15 protein-coding genes are annotated in these 14,759 nt (G+C 75.5%); 8 read left to right on the top strand and 7 right to left on the bottom strand.

Going from position 1 to position 14,759, the window contains the following annotated elements:
* Positions 1 to 50: 50 nt before the first annotated feature.
* Positions 51 to 1,847, top strand: a complete 1,797-nt coding sequence (locus ABT129_RS16370; RefSeq protein WP_351901326.1) for a CocE/NonD family hydrolase — start codon at positions 51 to 53, stop codon at positions 1,845 to 1,847.
* 43 nt (positions 1,848 to 1,890) lie between these two features.
* Here the strand turns inward: ABT129_RS16370 and ABT129_RS16365 are convergent, their stop codons facing one another.
* Positions 1,891 to 2,979 (bottom strand): adenosine deaminase, encoded by a 1,089-nt coding sequence (locus ABT129_RS16365; RefSeq protein ID WP_351901324.1) that lies wholly within the window; start codon positions 2,977 to 2,979, stop codon positions 1,891 to 1,893.
* A gap of 227 nt (positions 2,980 to 3,206) precedes the next feature.
* Positions 3,207 to 3,989 carry a GntR family transcriptional regulator gene (locus ABT129_RS16360; protein WP_351901322.1) on the bottom strand — a complete coding sequence of 261 codons (783 nt, stop codon included), beginning with the start codon at positions 3,987 to 3,989 and terminating at the stop codon, positions 3,207 to 3,209.
* 177 nt (positions 3,990 to 4,166) lie between these two features.
* On the opposite strand from ABT129_RS16360, the gene ABT129_RS16355 reads away from it, so the two are divergent.
* Together ABT129_RS16355 and ABT129_RS16350 are read left to right on the top strand one after the other, a co-directional pair.
* Positions 4,167 to 4,418: a DUF1049 domain-containing protein gene (locus ABT129_RS16355; RefSeq protein ID WP_351901320.1), complete on the top strand. Its 252-nt coding sequence runs from the start codon at positions 4,167 to 4,169 to the stop codon at positions 4,416 to 4,418.
* Positions 4,415 to 4,765 carry a hypothetical protein gene (locus ABT129_RS16350; protein WP_351901318.1) on the top strand — a complete coding sequence of 117 codons (351 nt, stop codon included), beginning with the start codon at positions 4,415 to 4,417 and terminating at the stop codon, positions 4,763 to 4,765. Before ABT129_RS16355 ends, ABT129_RS16350 begins: the two co-directional genes overlap by 4 nt.
* A 172-nt stretch (positions 4,766 to 4,937) precedes the next feature.
* On the opposite strand, the gene ABT129_RS16345 is transcribed toward ABT129_RS16350, so the two are convergent.
* Positions 4,938 to 5,270, bottom strand: a complete 333-nt coding sequence (locus ABT129_RS16345; protein ID WP_351901316.1) for a DUF6204 family protein — start codon at positions 5,268 to 5,270, stop codon at positions 4,938 to 4,940.
* 179 nt (positions 5,271 to 5,449) lie between these two features.
* On the opposite strand from ABT129_RS16345, the gene ABT129_RS16340 reads away from it, so the two are divergent.
* Both ABT129_RS16340 and ABT129_RS16335 read left to right on the top strand, forming a co-directional pair.
* Entirely contained in the window at positions 5,450 to 7,471 is a 2,022-nt protein-coding gene (locus ABT129_RS16340; RefSeq protein ID WP_351901314.1) for a DUF5107 domain-containing protein, read from the top strand.
* An 82-nt stretch (positions 7,472 to 7,553) separates the two neighbouring features.
* A complete protein-coding gene (locus tag ABT129_RS16335; RefSeq protein ID WP_351901312.1) occupies positions 7,554 to 7,796 on the top strand; it encodes a hypothetical protein in 243 nt (80 codons plus the stop codon).
* 31 nt (positions 7,797 to 7,827) lie between these two features.
* Here ABT129_RS16335 and ABT129_RS16330 read toward each other — a convergent pair whose 3' ends face one another.
* Both ABT129_RS16330 and ABT129_RS16325 read right to left on the bottom strand, forming a co-directional pair.
* Entirely contained in the window at positions 7,828 to 8,673 is an 846-nt protein-coding gene (locus ABT129_RS16330; RefSeq protein ID WP_351901310.1) for a methyltransferase domain-containing protein, read from the bottom strand.
* Positions 8,674 to 8,763: 90 nt separating this feature from the next.
* Positions 8,764 to 9,282 (bottom strand): GNAT family N-acetyltransferase, encoded by a 519-nt coding sequence (locus tag ABT129_RS16325; protein WP_351901308.1) that lies wholly within the window; start codon positions 9,280 to 9,282, stop codon positions 8,764 to 8,766.
* Positions 9,283 to 9,482: 200 nt separating this feature from the next.
* Between ABT129_RS16325 and ABT129_RS16320 the strand changes: the two genes are divergently transcribed.
* The 3 genes from ABT129_RS16320 to ABT129_RS16310 all read left to right on the top strand — a co-directional run bounded on the left by ABT129_RS16320 (position 9,483) and on the right by ABT129_RS16310 (position 13,227).
* The gene (locus ABT129_RS16320) at positions 9,483 to 10,736 is read left to right on the top strand and encodes a sulfite oxidase (protein WP_351901306.1); all 1,254 of its coding nucleotides are present in this window, start codon (positions 9,483 to 9,485) and stop codon (positions 10,734 to 10,736) included.
* Between the two features lie 135 nt (positions 10,737 to 10,871).
* Positions 10,872 to 12,104: an aminotransferase class I/II-fold pyridoxal phosphate-dependent enzyme gene (locus ABT129_RS16315; RefSeq protein WP_351901304.1), complete on the top strand. Its 1,233-nt coding sequence runs from the start codon at positions 10,872 to 10,874 to the stop codon at positions 12,102 to 12,104.
* A 64-nt stretch (positions 12,105 to 12,168) separates the two neighbouring features.
* A complete protein-coding gene (locus tag ABT129_RS16310) occupies positions 12,169 to 13,227 on the top strand; it encodes an MBL fold metallo-hydrolase (RefSeq protein ID WP_351901302.1) in 1,059 nt (352 codons plus the stop codon).
* Between the two features lie 40 nt (positions 13,228 to 13,267).
* On the opposite strand, the gene ABT129_RS16305 is transcribed toward ABT129_RS16310, so the two are convergent.
* Positions 13,268 to 13,933 carry a DedA family protein gene (locus ABT129_RS16305; protein ID WP_351901300.1) on the bottom strand — a complete coding sequence of 222 codons (666 nt, stop codon included), beginning with the start codon at positions 13,931 to 13,933 and terminating at the stop codon, positions 13,268 to 13,270.
* A complete protein-coding gene (locus ABT129_RS16300) occupies positions 13,930 to 14,709 on the bottom strand; it encodes an MBL fold metallo-hydrolase (RefSeq protein ID WP_351901298.1) in 780 nt (259 codons plus the stop codon). Before ABT129_RS16300 ends, ABT129_RS16305 begins: the two co-directional genes overlap by 4 nt.
* Between the last annotated feature and the right edge of the window lie 50 nt (positions 14,710 to 14,759).

Genomic DNA, 14,759 nt, shown 5'->3' with positions numbered 1-14,759 from the left:
GTCGGTAGGCGCGTGGGTCTCTCGGCGTCGTCCTCAGCGTGGAGGTCCCTGTGTCCCGTGCCGTGCCCCGATCCCGCAAGGCCATCGCGCTCGTGGCCGGTGCGGCCGCGCTCGCCGCGCCCCTGACCCTCGCCGCGCCCGCGGCCGCGGCTGTCCGAGCCGTGGGCCCCGCGGGCGCCACCGGTACGTACACCGTCACCCCGCTCCGGTTCACCGTGGAGGCGGGGGGCCGGAGTTGCTCGATCGACGCCGACCTCTACCGTCCCGCCGGGGTGGACGCCGCCCGTCCCGCTCCCGCGGTCCTCGCCACCAACGGCTTCGGCGGCAGCAAGTCCGACGGCTCCACCGACGCCATCGGCAGGGCCTTCGCCGCCCGCGGCTACGTGGGCCTCGTCTACTCGGGCCTCGGCTTCGGGAAGTCCGGCTGCCTGATCTCCCTCGACGACCCGGAGATCGACGGCCGCGCCGCCGCCCGGCTCGTCGACTTCCTCGCCGGCACCCGGGCCGCCGACGACGGCACCCGCGCCGACTTCGTCACCCGGGACGGCGCGGGCGACCCGCGCGTCGGCATGATCGGCGGCTCCTACGGCGGCGCCGTACAGCTCGCCGCCGCCTCCGTCGACCCCCGCGTCGACGCCCTCGTCCCCCTCATCACCTGGAACGACCTCGCGTACTCCCTCGCGCCCAACGCCGCCGACCGGAACACGCCCGGTGTCTTCAAATGGCAGTGGGCCAACGGCTTCTACCTGATGGGGGAGGGGCAGCCGCTGCTCGTTCCCTCCCTCGATCCCAGCCGGATCAACTCGCTCGGCTGCCTGCACTTCGTCACCGACGCCTGCGACACCGTGCGCCTGCTCAACTCCGGCCGTTTCCCGAAGACCGAGACCGACAGGATGCTCGCCTACGCCCGGAGCGTCTCCCCGGTCTCGTACGTGGACCGGGTCACCGCCCCCACCCTGATCGTCCAGGGCCAGGCCGACACCCTCTTCAACCTCAACGAGGCGCGGGCCACCTACGACCGGCTCCGCGAGCGCGGGGTCGACACCCGGATGATCTGGCAGTCCTGGGGGCACAGCGGGGGCCAGAGGCCCGGTGAACTCGACCTGGCCCAGGGGAACCTGGAGACCAGCTACGTCGGGCAGCGCATCCTCGGCTGGTTCGACCGCCACCTGAGGAAGAACCCGGCCGCGGACACCGGACCCGCCTTCGCCTGGTACCGCGAGGGGCAGAGCGGCTACGGCACGGCCGACCGTGTCCCGGCGCTCAGCCAGCGGCTGTACCTCTCCGGCGACGGCAAGCTCGTCGACAACCGCGCGAAGGTCGCCGAGGGGTCCCGCCGGTACAGCAACTGGCTCTTCCCGACGAGCCATTCGGAATCCTCGCTCGCCGGAATGATCGGCCTGCCCGACCCCCGGCCGTACGACACCGCCGGCACCCACCTCGGCTGGACCAGCGCCCCGCTCGCCGCCCCCGTCGACCTCGTCGGCGCGCCGAGGGCCACCCTGAAGGTGCTCTCTCCGGCGGCCGAGCGGGTCCAGGGCTCCGGCGACGCCGCCGACAAGCTGGTGCTCTTCGCCAAGCTCTACGACATCGCGCCCGACGGCACCAAGACCCTGGTCAACCGGCTCGTCGCGCCCGTGCGGGTACCGGACGTCACCCGCCCGTTCACCGTCGAACTGCCCGCCGTCGTGCACCGCTACGAGACCGGGCACCGGCTGGAGCTGGTGATCGCGGGCAGCGACACCGCGTACTCCGGCAACCGGGGCATCAAGCCGGTGACCGTCGTCAGCGCCCCCGACAGCACGGGGACGCTCGAACTGCCCCTGGTCCAGGGGCGGGTGGGCTAGGGCGGCACACCCTTCGGACCAGCGCGGGCCCGAAGGGCGTGGGTCAGAGCGCCGCGTACCCCGGGCGGACGACCTCGGCGATCAGCCGCTGCCGCTCCGGCAGCGGCAGGAACGCGGCCTCCAGGGCGGCGACCGTGAACTCCTCGAAGACCTCGGGGCCGTACCCGAAGGCGTCCACCATGTGCTGGAACTCCTCGCTCATGGTGGTGCCGGAGACCAGCCGGTTGTCGGTGTTGAGCGTGATCCGGAACCCGAGGCGGCGCAGCTCGTCGATCGGGTGCGAGGCGTAGTCCTTCGCGGCGCCCGTCTGGAGGTTGGAGGTCGGGCAGACCTCCAGGGCGATGCGGTTGTCCCGGACGTACGACGCGAGGCGGCCCAGGGTGCCGTCCTCGGCGATGTCGTCGGTGATCCGCACGCCGTGGCCGATCCGCTCGCTGCCGCAGACCTGCACGGCCTCGTGGATCGACTCCGCGCCGACGGCCTCGCCCGCGTGGATCGTGTAGTGGCAGTTCTCCCGCTTCAGGTGCTGGAAGGCGGGGAGGTGGCGGGCCGGCGGGTTGCCGATCTCGCCGCCGGCGATGTCGAAGCCCGCCACGCCCTTGTCCCGGTGCGCGACCGTGAGGCGCGCGATCTCCAGGGAGCGGTCCGTGTGGCGCATGCCGGTCAGGAGGGTGCGGACGGTGATACGGCCGTCGGCGCGGCGCTCGCCCTCGCGGAAGCCGTCGTTGACCGCCTCGACGACCTCGTCGAGGGTCAGCCCGCCTTCGAGGTGCTGCTCGGGGGCGTAGCGGATCTCGGCGTAGACGACACCGTCCGCCGCCAGGTCCTCGGCGCACTCGGCCGCGATGCGCGTGAGCGCCTCGCGGGTCTGCATGACCGCGCAGGTGTGGGCGAAGGTCTCCAGGTAGCGCTCCAGCGAACCGGAGTCGGCGGCGTCCCGGAACCAGACCGCGAGCGCGGCCGGGTCCTCGGTCGGCAGCGCGGTGTAGCCGCACTCCCGCGCCAGCTCGACGATGGTCGCGGGGCGGAGCCCGCCGTCGAGGTGGTCGTGGAGGACGGCCTTGGGCGCCCGGCGTATCCACTCGGAGACGGTGGCGGCGGCAGGCGTGGCAGGGTTGTCAGACAAGTGCATGGCGGGGAAGTGTACGCCACGGGAGAGGGCGGCGCTGTGACGACCCTGACACCGGCGTGCGACGGGGTGTGAAGCGGGCGCGGGAAGGCCCTGGCGCGGGGTGGGGAAGGGGCGGAGACGGGGTGGCGTCGGGGGGCCGGGGGTGGACTTCCGTGGCTGGTCCGGGTGGAGCCCGGGCGCGGCACCGGTCGCGGTCGCGGCGGCACCGGCCGGCCGCCGCGCCGGGCTCAGTGGGACTGGAGCACCGGCAGGGCGGGCGCGCCCGTCGGGAGCATGTGCTTGGCCGCGAGGACCGGGATCTCGCCGACCCGCACCACCTGGGTGACCAGCACGGCGGGGGTGTCCGCCGGGCGGCCCAGCTGCTCCCCGCGCCGACGCCCGAGCAGCGTCGCCGTGATCCCGCTGTGCGCGCTCAGAGCCGTCTCGCGCGAGGCCCCGACCAGCACCGAGAGCATGGAGACGGCGGAACCGGGCCCCGCGTCCCCGCCTTCGCCCGGGGTGTCGGTCTCCGTCGCCTGCAGGGCCCGTGCGAACTCGGGGTGCACCCGGTCGAGCAGCTCGTCGGCCGCCGCCCACTCGTGGCTCAGCGCGGCCGCCGTACCCTCCCCGGCCAGCACCGACTCCCAGAACCGCAGCTCGGCACGGGCCGGGGCCAGCAGGTGCTGCGTGGTGAAGTCGGTCGGTTCCTCGACCGTCCGCAGGAGGGGCCGCACCCGCAGCGGCGTGCCCGCTCCGATCAGCTCCTCCAGGGGCTGGACGTGCTCGAACCCGCGCCGGGGCGGCCGGTCGTTGACGGTCCGGCCCACCCCGCGCCGTACGGTGAGCAGACCGTCCTCCTGGAGCAGGAGCAGCGCCTCGCGCAGGGCGGGCCGGCTCACGCCCAGCTCGGCGGCGAGCTTCGGCTCGGAGGGGAGCGTCGAGCCCGGCGGATACGTGCCGTCGTGGACGGCGTCCGCGATCCGTTCGTAGAGCGCCACGACCGGTCGCCGCCGCTGTCCGCTGACCGCCACGGCCACTCCTCGTTTCGTCCCCGCCGGTGTCCGGGACCCACCGTAGCGGCCCACGTTGTCTGACAAGTCACCCGTACGGCTCTCCTCGCCGTCACGGTGAGGCTCCGTCCACCCCATTCTGGTCCCACGGCTGCGGCCGGGTACGGCCGACAGCGCGACGGAGGGAGAGGGCCGGGTATGAGTCCCACGGAGACGCCACGGGCACCGGGCGGCGGCGGGTCCCGCTTCGCCGAGTCCTTCACCCCGGGCCGCATCGCGATGGTCGCGGTCGCGATCCTCACCCTGGTCTTCATCTTCGAGAACACCCGGCAGGTCCGGATCAGGATCCTGATCCCCGAGGTGACCATGCCTGTGTACGTGGCCCTGCTCGTCACGGCGCTCCTCGGCGGCGCCTGCGGCTACTCCCTCGCCGCCCGGAGGCGGAAGTGAGACGGCGCGCCGTCGTCGGCGCGGGCGCCGTCCTCGCGCTCGCGGCCGTCGCCGTCACCTCGGCGGAGGAGGCCGCCGCGCCGGACGGCGAGACGTGGACCCGTCCCATGCCGGACTTCCTCGGCGGGGGCCTGTGGCGGGTCTTCACCCGCCTGGACCGCCGTACGCGACTCGACGTCCATGACGTGAGCGGGCGGGACCGGCGGGTGCTCTGGCCGCCGAGGTGGCAGGTCTGCACGCAGTACCCGGCGGCGGGCACGGACATCGAGTGCCGGACCACCCTCATGATCGGTGTCGTACGGAAGGGCGAGACCTGCCCGCCCCGCGTCCGTACGGCCCGCCGCTGATTCCCCGGAGCGGCCCGGATCCGCGGGGCTCGCCCCCGAAGCGCCGGGTCCGCACGCCCAGACGGCCGACGGCCCCACCGCCGACGGCCCCGGGCGCCGCATGCCCCACCTCCGACCGCCCGGGCCCGCGCGGCCCACGGCCGACCGCCCCGGACGCCGTACGCCGACCGGCTCAGCGCTTGTAGTTGATCTTCATCGTGTCGAGGTCGGTCACGGTCGAGCGCAGCGCCCGGTACCCGTGGCCCAGCTCCCCGAGCGCGGTCTCCACCCGGTCCTCCGCCAGCGCCCCCGCCATCTCGTCACCGTCCTCGGCGTCGGAGACGACGACCAGACGGTACGAGAAGTGCTTCAGCGTCCGGTCGTAGGTCAGCGAGCCCTCCTCCGTGAACTGCATCGCCGTCAGCCCGTGCGCGTCCACCTCGGCGAGCAGCCGCGACCGGCTCTCCTCCGACAGTCCGTCGAACGTGCCGCGCACGATGACCCGGTAGGTGTGCTGCGTGCCCATTCCTCGTACTCCCTGTGCCCCGGTACCCCGGCGCCGCCGTGCGGCGGGCCGACCCTCCACCCTAGGACGGCGACGGCCCGCGCCGCCGGGAATATCCGGGCGCCCCGGACCCCGGCCCGGTCGAAGCCCGATGTGGAGAACCCCTGGTCAGGACGGCTCCCGCCGTGTTCCATGGGGCAATGACGACCGTACGACGTGCCGTACTGACGCTGCCCGCCGCCCCGTTGGGCCCGGACAACCCCCTTCCCGCACTGCGGGCCCCCGCCGGAGCCGGGGCCCCCGCGGTCGACGCCCGGACCCTCGCGGAACTCCCGCGCGACATGGCCCGGGGCATCGGACGGGCGCCCCTGCGCAGCCTGCTGCCCGCACCCGTACGCGACGGCTACGGCCGCGACCGCACCCCCACGGACCTCGACGCGATCGTGATCGAGAACGACCGGCTCCGGGTGACCGTGCTCCCCGGTCTCGGCGGCCGGATCCACTCCCTCCACCACAAGCCCACCGGGCGCGAACTCCTCTACCGCAACCCGGTGTTCCAGCCCGCCTCCTTCGCGCTCAACGGAGCCTGGTTCTCCGGCGGAGTCGAGTGGAACATCGGGGCCACCGGCCACACCACCCTGTCCTGCTCGCCCCTCCACGCGGCGACCGTGCCCGCGCCCGACGGCTCCCCGATGCTCCGGCTCTGGGAGTGGGAGCGGCTGCGGGACCTGCCCTTCCAGGTCGACCTCTGGCTCCCGGAGGACTCCGACTTCCTGTACGTAGGGGTCCGGATCCGCAACCCCCACGAGCGCACCGTCCCCGTCTACTGGTGGTCCAACATCGCCGTCCCCGAGGACCGCCGGGTCCTCGTGCCCGCCGACACCGCCTGGCACCACGGCTACGAGCGGGGCCTGCGGCGCGTCCCCGTACCGGTCACCGAGGACGGCGCCGACCGCTCGTACCCGCGCAACGGCGCCCACGCCGCCGACTGGTTCTACGACCTGCCCGAGGGGCAGCGCCGCTGGATCGCCGCCCTCGACACGGACGGCACCGGACTCGTCCAGACCTCCACCGACCCGCTGCGCGGCCGCAAGCTCTTCACCTGGGGCACCGGGCGCGGCGGCCGGCGCTGGCAGGAGTGGCTGACCGAACCCGGCACCCCCGGCTACGCCGAGATACAGGCCGGGCTCGCCCGCACCCAGCTGGAGCACCTGGAGCTGGCGGGCGACGCGGAGTTCAGCTGGCTCGAGGCCTACGGGCCGCTCGTCTCCGACCCCGCCACGACGCTCGGCGACGACTGGACGGCGGCCCGCGCGGACGCCGAGCGGAGCCTCGCCGACGCGCTGCCCCGCGCCGCCGTCGACACCGCCTACACGGCCTGGCGCGAGAGCGCGGCCGACACCGCGCCGGAGGAGGTCCTCGCGGCCGGCTCCGGCTGGGGCGCCCTCGAAGTCCTGCGCGGGAGCCATGTGCTGCCCGGCACGCCCTTCCCAGCGTCGACGATCGGCCCCGAGCAGGAACCCTGGCGGGAACTGCTGCTCACCGGAGTCCTGCCGGCCCCGGCGAAGGGCGCCGCGCCGGGCCCCCCGCTGGTCGCCGCGCCCTGGCGGGACATGCTGGAGACCGCCCCGGCCGACCCGTCCACCGAGTACCACCTCGGCATCGCCCAGTGGCACGCCGATGACCGCGCCCAGGCGGTACGGAGCTGGGAGCGGGGACTCAAGGAGGCCACCGTGCGCTGGCCCCTGCTCTACTGCCTGGCCGTCGCCGACCGGGAGGACGGACACCCGGCCCGGGCCGCCGAACGGTTCGTCGACGCCTTCACCGACCACACGGAAAGGAACGGGGTCGGAGCCGGTGCCGGTGCCGGTGCCGGTGCCGAGGTCGGAGCCGGTGCCGACGCCGCGTGGGAGGAGGCGGTGACGGCCGCGCTCGCGCGCGAGGCGGTGGAGTCGCTGCTCGCCGCCGGCGGCCGGGCGGGGCGGCCCCGGGAGCTGTGGGCACGCCTCCCGGAAGCGCTCCGGGACAGGGGCGCCTTCCGGCTCCTGGAGATCCGGATGCTCCTCGCCGAGGGGAGGCACGCCGAGGCCCGCGCCGTCTTCGACACGGGCTTCGAGGTCGCGGACCTCTCCGAGGGCGCCGAGGTCCTCGGAGAGATCTGGGCGGAGCTCACCGACGAACCCCTCCCGGACGCCTACGAGTTCCGCATGCGTCCGAGCTGAGCGGGGGCGACGCGCGGGCTGCCGGGAGCCGGACCTCGTCGCTACCCTGGAGCGGAGGCGGCGAGGGACGGGGGGTCCGGCGATGGCGGCCTGGGCGACGACGGAGTGCCGGTGCGGCCATCCGCGCTTCCGGCACGGGGAACCCCGGTTCTCCGGCTCCTGCGGCCTCTGCCGGTGCGAGGTGTTCGACCTGCCGCCGCCGGTGCCGGGGTACCGGGACCCCGAGCCGACGCCTCCCGAGCCGCCCCGCCGCCCCCACCCGGCCTGCCCGTACCAGGACCCGGACTGCAACGGGTACCACGGCGACTACTACTCCGGCCCGTAGCGGCCGCCCCGGGCGGTGACGCGGGGACGGGTCAGGACACCCGGCACAGGATCTCGCCGTGCGGCACCATGAACCACGCGTCCTCGCGCGTCCCCCACTCCCGCCAGGCCTCCGCGACCGCCGCGAGCTCGGCGGCGGTCGCGTGGCCGCCGGACACGGCCAGGTCCGCGTAGCCGGAGTCGGTCGTACGGTCCGCCCACAGCCCGCTCCACCAGGCCCGTTCGTCGGGGGTGGCGAAACACCAGGTGCCGGCGGTCGTCGTGATGTCGGTGAACCCGGCCCGCCGGGCCCAGGAGAACAGCCGTCGGCCCGCGTCCGGTTCGCCGCCGTTGGCGCGGGCGACCCGGTGGTACAGGTCCAGCCAGCCGTCCAGCGCGGGCCGTTCGGGGTACCAGGCGAAGGCGCCGTAGTCGCTGTCGCGGACCGCCACGACACCGCCGGGGCGGCAGACCCGCCGCATCTCGCGCAGCGCCCGGACCGGGTCGCCGACGTGCTGGAGCACCTGGTGGGCGTGGACGACGTCGAAGGAGTCGTCGGGGAAGTCCAGGGCGTGCACGTCCGCGACGGCGAACCCGACGTTCTCCAGGCCGCGTTCGGCCGCCACCGCGCGGGCCTTCACCAGGACGTCCTCGGCCGCGTCGACCGCGGTCACCCGGCCGGGCGCCACCAGGGCGGCCAGGTCGGCGGTGATGGTGCCGGGCCCGCAGCCCACGTCCAGGACGTCCAGGCCCGCGGAGAGCGAGGGCAGCAGATGGGCCGCGGAGTTGGCGGCCGTCCGCCAGCTGTGCGAGCGCAGGACCGACTCGTGGTGGCCGTGGGTGTAGACGGCGGTCTCGTGGGCCGCGCCGGGTGCGGACGGGACGGAGGCGTGCGTCATGGAAGCGACTCCCTCGGTGTGGGTGCGTGCCCACCACCGTACGCACGAATGTCGCATGGTGAGACCCCGGTCTTGCCATGTGGACGCGGTTCAGGTGAACAGCCCCCGCCGGTAGCGGAGTTCCTCCAGGACCCGGCCGCCCGTCTCCTCCCGCGCGACCTCGCCGTCCGGTCGCCAGCCCGCCGCCTCGTAGAACCGGCGTCCCCGCGCGTTCCCCGCGAACACCCACAGCGCCGCCGTACGGAACCCCGCCGCCGTGAGCGCCTCGGTGGACGCCGTGAGGAGCGCCCGCCCGACACCCGTGCCCCACACCTCCGGCAGGGCGTAGAGGGCCGCCACCTCCGCCGTGGGCCCGGGGGCGAACCCTTCGCCCGGCCAGGCCCGGACGCAGGAGAAGGCCCGCACCCGCCCGTCCGTGTCCGTCGCGACGAGGACCGTGGGCCGGTCCGGGGCCGTGAGACGGCCCCGCCACACGGCGGTGCGCTCCTCCACGTCCAGGGCGTCCAGGTAGGGGCCGGGGAGCAGGTCGCGGTAGGCGGCCCGCCAGGACAGGACGTGGACGGCGGCGACGGCCGCGGCGTCCTCGGGGCGTGCTTCACGGATCGGCATGCCGCATTGTCGGCGGGGGAGCGCCGCCGGCGCCTCCACAATTCCGGGGCGTGCTCGCCGGGGCCGCCCCGGCGGCCCCGGCCGAGGTGACGAAGCCTCTGTTTCAGCACTGTGAACGGACCGTCCGGACCGCCCCCGCGCCCCTAGGATCGGCGCGCCGCCGTCCGGTGGCCCCTCCCTTCCCCGTGCCGAGGAGTCCCGTGCCGAACCCGCCCGCGCCCGACCGCCGCTCCCTGCTGAAGCTGCTCGCAGCGGGTTCGGCGGTCTCCGCCGTCGGCGGCCTCGCCACCGCCGCGCCCGCGTACGCCGGGACCTCGGCCGGCCACCCCGCCCGCCCCCTCGCCGCCCCCGGGACCGCCGGCACCCTCGCCGCACCAGGGATCGTCAAGCCGCTCCCGACCGAGTACTTCACCGTCCGCGGCACCAACGCCGAGGCCCGCTTCGACGCCTTCGGGGACACCGGCCCGATCACTCCGAACGACCGTTTCTTCGTCCGCAACCACACCTCCACCCCGATCCTCGACGCCGCCGACTGGCGCCTGACGCTCTGGGGCGACGGACTCCACGGACGGCACCCGGTCCACTTCACCTACGGGCAGCTGCGCGCCCTGCCCTCCGTCACCCGTACGGCCCTGATCGAGTGCGCCGGAAACGGCCGCAGCCTCTACACGACCCAGCAGGGCGAGCCCGCCACCGGCACCGCCTGGACCCTCGGGGCCGTCGGCGCCGCCCGCTGGCGCGGAGTGCGCCTCTCCGACGTGCTCCGGCGCGCCGGGATCGCCCGCGACGCCGTCGACCTCCTGCCGCGCGGCCTGGACGCCCCGTACGTCTCCGGCGGCGTCGACTACGGCCGCGTCCGCCGCCCCCTGCCGGTCGCCAAGGCCTTCGACGACGTGATCCTCGCGTACGAGATGAACGGCGAGCCCCTCCCGTACGACCACGGCCACCCGGTCCGGCTCGTCGTGCCCTCCTGGGTCGGCATCGCCTCCATCAAGTGGCTCGGCGACATCGAGGTCTCCACCCGCCCGCTCACCTCGCCCTGGTCCACCGACTGGTACCGCCTGTTCGGCGCCGCCCACCCGGCCGGCGGCAGCGCCCCGATCAGCCGCCAGACCCTCAAGTCCGGCTACCAACTCCCCTTCGGCGCCACCCTGGAGGCCGGCCGCGTCCACCGGCTCACCGGCCGCGCCTGGTCCGCGCTCGCACCCGTCCGGTCGGTCGAGGTCTCCACCGACGGCGGCGCCCACTGGCGGCGGGCCCACCTCCACGACGCGCCCCGCCGGGACGGCTGGGTCCGCTGGAGCGCGCCGTGGCGCCCCCGCGACACCGGTCCGGTCACCCTGCTCTCCCGTACCACCGACCTCGCGGGCAACGTCCAGCCCGAGCGGGCCGTCCACAACACCCAGGGCTATCTCTTCAACGCGGTCGTGCGGCACCCCGTGACCGTGGTCTGACCACCCGGCCCCCGGGAACACCGCTCCCGCCCGTCGCCTGAAGTGACGTCTGGAGCGGCGGAAACGGGCGAACCTTCGTATAAAGGGCTCGGGGGTGCCGTGCCGGCGCCCCCGTGCGCTCAGGAGGTACGGGACATGCGGCAGACGGCTCCGGACGGCCGCGGCCCGGTGCGCTACGGCCCTCCCGCCCCCGACACCGGCCTCCCCGTCCTGCCGGGGCTCGCCGGACTCCTCTCCGCCGCCGCGGGACGCACCACCCCCGAACCGCCCGGCGGCGGCCCCGTCCTGCGCGAGGCCGCCTCCGGCCACTGGTGGCGCCGGGGCCTGCGCACCCACCCCGAGGACGTGGTGGCCGGCCCCGGCGCCGGCGCCCTCCTCCTCGCCCTGATCGCCGCCCACGGCGGCGACGTCCTGCTTCCCCGGCCCTGCCCCGCCTGGTGGACCCCGCAGGCCCGGCTCCTCGGCCGCCCGGCCTACCACGTGCCCACCCCCGCCGAGTGCGGTGGCGTCCCCGACCCGTACGCCCTCCTGGAGACGGTCCGGCGCGTCCGCGCCGAGGGCGGCACCCCACGCCTCCTGCTGCTCTCCGTCGCCGACGACCCCACCGCCACCGTCGCCCCGCCCGAACTGGTCCGCGAGGCCTGCGAGGCGGCCGTCGCCGAGGGCCTGCACGTCATCAGCGACGAGACCTGGCGCGACACCCGCCACCACCCCGGGGACACCGTCTTCCTCAGCCCCGCCGAGATGTGCCCGGACGACGTCACCGTCCTCTGCGACCTCGGCGGCGCCCTCACCCCGGCCGCCTGGCCCTGCGCCGTCGCCCGCTTCCCGCCCGGCGACCCGTCCCGCGCCGACCGCTGGACCGACCGCAGGGCCCGCGTCCTCGACGTGCTCACCGCCCTCGGAGCCGTCGTCCCCGGGCCCCTCGTCCCCGCCCTCGCGCACGCCCTCGACGAACCCGAGGACGTCACCGCGCTCGCCGGCCGCTCGGCCGCCGTCCACGGCCGCCTCGCCGAGGCGGCGCACCGCGCCGTCCTCGCCGCCGGGTCCCTCGCGCTGCCTCCGCAGGCCGGCCGCCACCTCTACGCCGACCTCGGACCGCTGCGGGCCGGCCTCGCCGCCCGCGGTGTCACCGACTCCCTGGAGCTGGAGAACCATCTCACCGCGCGGCTCGGCGCCCCGGCGGCCGGCGGCCACCGCTTCGGCGACGAGATCGGCGCCCTGCGCGTCAGGTTCGGCACCGGAATGTTCCTGGGAACCACCGAGGAGGAGCGGGCCGAGACGCTCGCGGCCGAGGACCCGGAGCGACTGCCCCATGTGGCCCGCGCGCTGGCCGAGTTCGGAGGAGCCCTGGAGGAACTCCGGTGAGCACGGCCGTACGCCGACGTCCCCCGCACATGCCACCGACCGCCGACCGGAACGGAGCCCCCAGATGACCGAACGGACGGCACACACCCCCCGGGCCGCCCAGGCCCCGTACCAGCCCGACCAGGTGGCGCCCCCCGCCCCGGCGCCCGCCCCGGCACCCGTCCTCCACCCCGTCGGACGGCTGAGACCCGACTGGCCGCGCAGCTTCGCCGACCGGCTCACCGCCCCCCTCCCCGGAGTCCGGGCCCTGGCCCGCCTGGCCCGCGAAGGAGCCGTACGCCCCCGCCCCGAGGGGCTCCGCGACATCCCCCTGCTGCCCTTCGAACCGGGTCCGCTGCCCGCCGCCGGACCCGACACCCTCGCCGTCACCTGGGCGGGGCACGCCAGTTGGATCCTCCGCGTCGGCGGGCTCACCGTCCTCACCGACCCCGTCTGGTCCCGCCGCATCTTCGGCACCCCCGCCCGGCTCACCCCGGTCGGCGTCCGCTGGGAGGACCTGCCGCGCGTCGACGCCGTCGTCATCAGCCACAACCACTTCGACCACCTCGACGCCCCCACCCTCCGACGGCTGCCCCGGCACACCCCGGTCTTCGTCCCGGCCGGCCTCGGCCGCTGGTTCACCCGCCGCCGGTACACCCGGGTCACCGAGCTCGACTGGTGGGAGGCGGCCGAACTCGACGGCGTGCGCTTCGACTTCGTCCCCGCCCACCACTGGTCCAAGCGCACCCTCCTGGACACCTGCCGCTCCCTGTGGGGCGGCTGGGTGCTGACCGACCGGGCCGGACGGCGGATCCACTTCGCCGGGGACACCGGCTACGGCCACTGGTTCGCCGAGATCGGCCGCCGCTACCCCGGCATCGACCTGGCCCTCCTGCCGATCGGCGCCTACGAACCCCGCTGGTGGCTCAGCGACGTCCACACCGACCCGGAGGAGGCGGTCCGCGCCCACCAGGACCTGGGGGCGCGCCGGATGGCCCCCATGCACTGGGCGACCTTCGTGCTCTCCTCCGAGCCCGTCCTCGAACCCCTGACCCGGGTCAGGACCGCCTGGGAGAAGGCCGGGCTGCCCCGCGAGGACCTCTGGGACCTGCCGGTCGGCGGCTCACGGGTCCTCGTGCCCTGACACCTCGCGGGTGCTCACGCCCGGAGCCCTCGCGGCCGGCTCAGAGGTGCTCGTGCCCTGACACCTCGATCGCCTTCGGCCGCCCCCGCACCCGCCGCCACAGCGCCGGCACCGCGCTGATCAGCACGGTGAGGCCGACCGCCGCGACGACCCCCTGCCACGGCTCCGGGAAGAGCGAACCGCCCAGGATGCCGATCAGCTGGTACGTCGCCGCCCACGCCAGACAGGCCGCGACGTCGCCCCGGACGAACCGCCGCAGCGGCATCTCCGACAGCAGACACGCCAGCATCACCGGGATCCGCCCCGCCGGCACGAGCCGGGACAGCACCAGCACCGACACCTGATGGGTGTCGAGCCGCTCCTGCGCGTGGGCGAGCCGATCGGGCGTCACCCGGCCCCTGAGCGCGGCGAGCCACCGCGAGCCGCCCCGCGAACGGACCCCGCGCTGCCCGAGCCAGTAGAGCGCGGCGTCGCCGAGGCACGCCGCGAACGCCGACACCAGGAAGACGTTGAGCAGCGCGAACGGTGAGGACTGGTGGAAGGCGACCACCGCCGCCGAACTCACGATCGCGCCCGTCGGCACGACCGGCACGAGGGCGCCGAGCGCCACCAGGAGGAAGAGCGAGGGGTACCCCACGGCCTGCTGCGTCGACTCCGGCGGCAGGTCCCCCACCGCCGCCACGATCCCGGCGAGCCCGTCCCTCACCGGGCGACCTCCGGGCGCACCCGCTCGCCGTGGCCGAGGAGGTGCACCACCACCTTCGGCGCCAGCCGCGCCGCGTGCCGTACGAACTCGTCCCCCGGCGCGTGGAACTCGTGCGGCCGGACCCCGTCGAGCCCGATCGGCCAGTACGTGCCGTAGTGCACCGGGACCGCCGCCGCGGGCGACAGCGCGGCGAGCGCCTCGGCCGCCCGGGACGCGTCGAGATGGCCGTGCCCGAGGTACGGACCCCAGCCGCCGACCGGCAGCAGCGCCACGTCCACCGGCCCCACGGCCTCCGCCATCCCGTCGAACAGACCGGTGTCCCCGGCGAAGTACGTCCGCGCCTCGCCCTCGACGACGTACCCCAGCGCGGGCGCGCGGTGCGGCCCGACCGGCAGCCGCCGGCCGTCGTGGCGCGCCGGCACGGCCCGTACCGTCACCCCCTCCACCGTCACCGTCTCCCCGGCCTCGACCTCGGCCAGCCGCACCCCGTTCGCGTCGAGCCTGCGCAGCCCCGGCACCGCCGCGGGGGCACCGCGCGGCACGACGAGGAGCGTCCCGGGCGCGAGCCGGGCCAGCGAGGGCAGGTGCAGGTGGTCGGAGTGCAGGTGCGAGACGAGGACGGCCTCGGCCATCGCGGCCTCGGGCGGGGGCACGGCCCCGCGCCGCCGCCGCAGGTGCGCGAGCCGCCGCGCGAACAGCGGATCGGTGAGGAAGCGGACCCCGGAGTCCTCGACCGTGCAGGTCGCGTGACCCCACCAGGTGACCTCCACCGGCATGCCGCCTTCCGTTGTCGGGGGCTTCGGTCGTCGTTCACGATGTCCTCAGC

The organism is Streptomyces sp. NPDC002057 (assembly GCF_040296665.1).
Lineage (GTDB): Bacteria > Actinomycetota > Actinomycetes > Streptomycetales > Streptomycetaceae > Streptomyces.
Note: the sequence above shows the minus strand (reverse complement) of the source record. Positions and strands in the feature narration are given on the sequence as shown.

Coding starts and splice junctions, on each gene's coding strand:
- ABT129_RS16365 (WP_351901324.1), bottom strand. CDS start 2,979: ATGCACTTGTCTGACAACCCTGCCACGCCTGCCGCCGCCACCGTCTCC.
- ABT129_RS16355 (WP_351901320.1), top strand. CDS start 4,167: ATGAGTCCCACGGAGACGCCACGGGCACCGGGCGGCGGCGGGTCCCGC.
- ABT129_RS16345 (WP_351901316.1), bottom strand. CDS start 5,270: ATGGGCACGCAGCACACCTACCGGGTCATCGTGCGCGGCACGTTCGAC.
- ABT129_RS16340 (WP_351901314.1), top strand. CDS start 5,450: ATGACGACCGTACGACGTGCCGTACTGACGCTGCCCGCCGCCCCGTTG.
- ABT129_RS16335 (WP_351901312.1), top strand. CDS start 7,554: ATGGCGGCCTGGGCGACGACGGAGTGCCGGTGCGGCCATCCGCGCTTC.
- ABT129_RS16330 (WP_351901310.1), bottom strand. CDS start 8,673: ATGACGCACGCCTCCGTCCCGTCCGCACCCGGCGCGGCCCACGAGACC.
- ABT129_RS16325 (WP_351901308.1), bottom strand. CDS start 9,282: ATGCCGATCCGTGAAGCACGCCCCGAGGACGCCGCGGCCGTCGCCGCC.
- ABT129_RS16315 (WP_351901304.1), top strand. CDS start 10,872: ATGCGGCAGACGGCTCCGGACGGCCGCGGCCCGGTGCGCTACGGCCCT.
- ABT129_RS16310 (WP_351901302.1), top strand. CDS start 12,169: ATGACCGAACGGACGGCACACACCCCCCGGGCCGCCCAGGCCCCGTAC.
- ABT129_RS16300 (WP_351901298.1), bottom strand. CDS start 14,709: ATGCCGGTGGAGGTCACCTGGTGGGGTCACGCGACCTGCACGGTCGAG.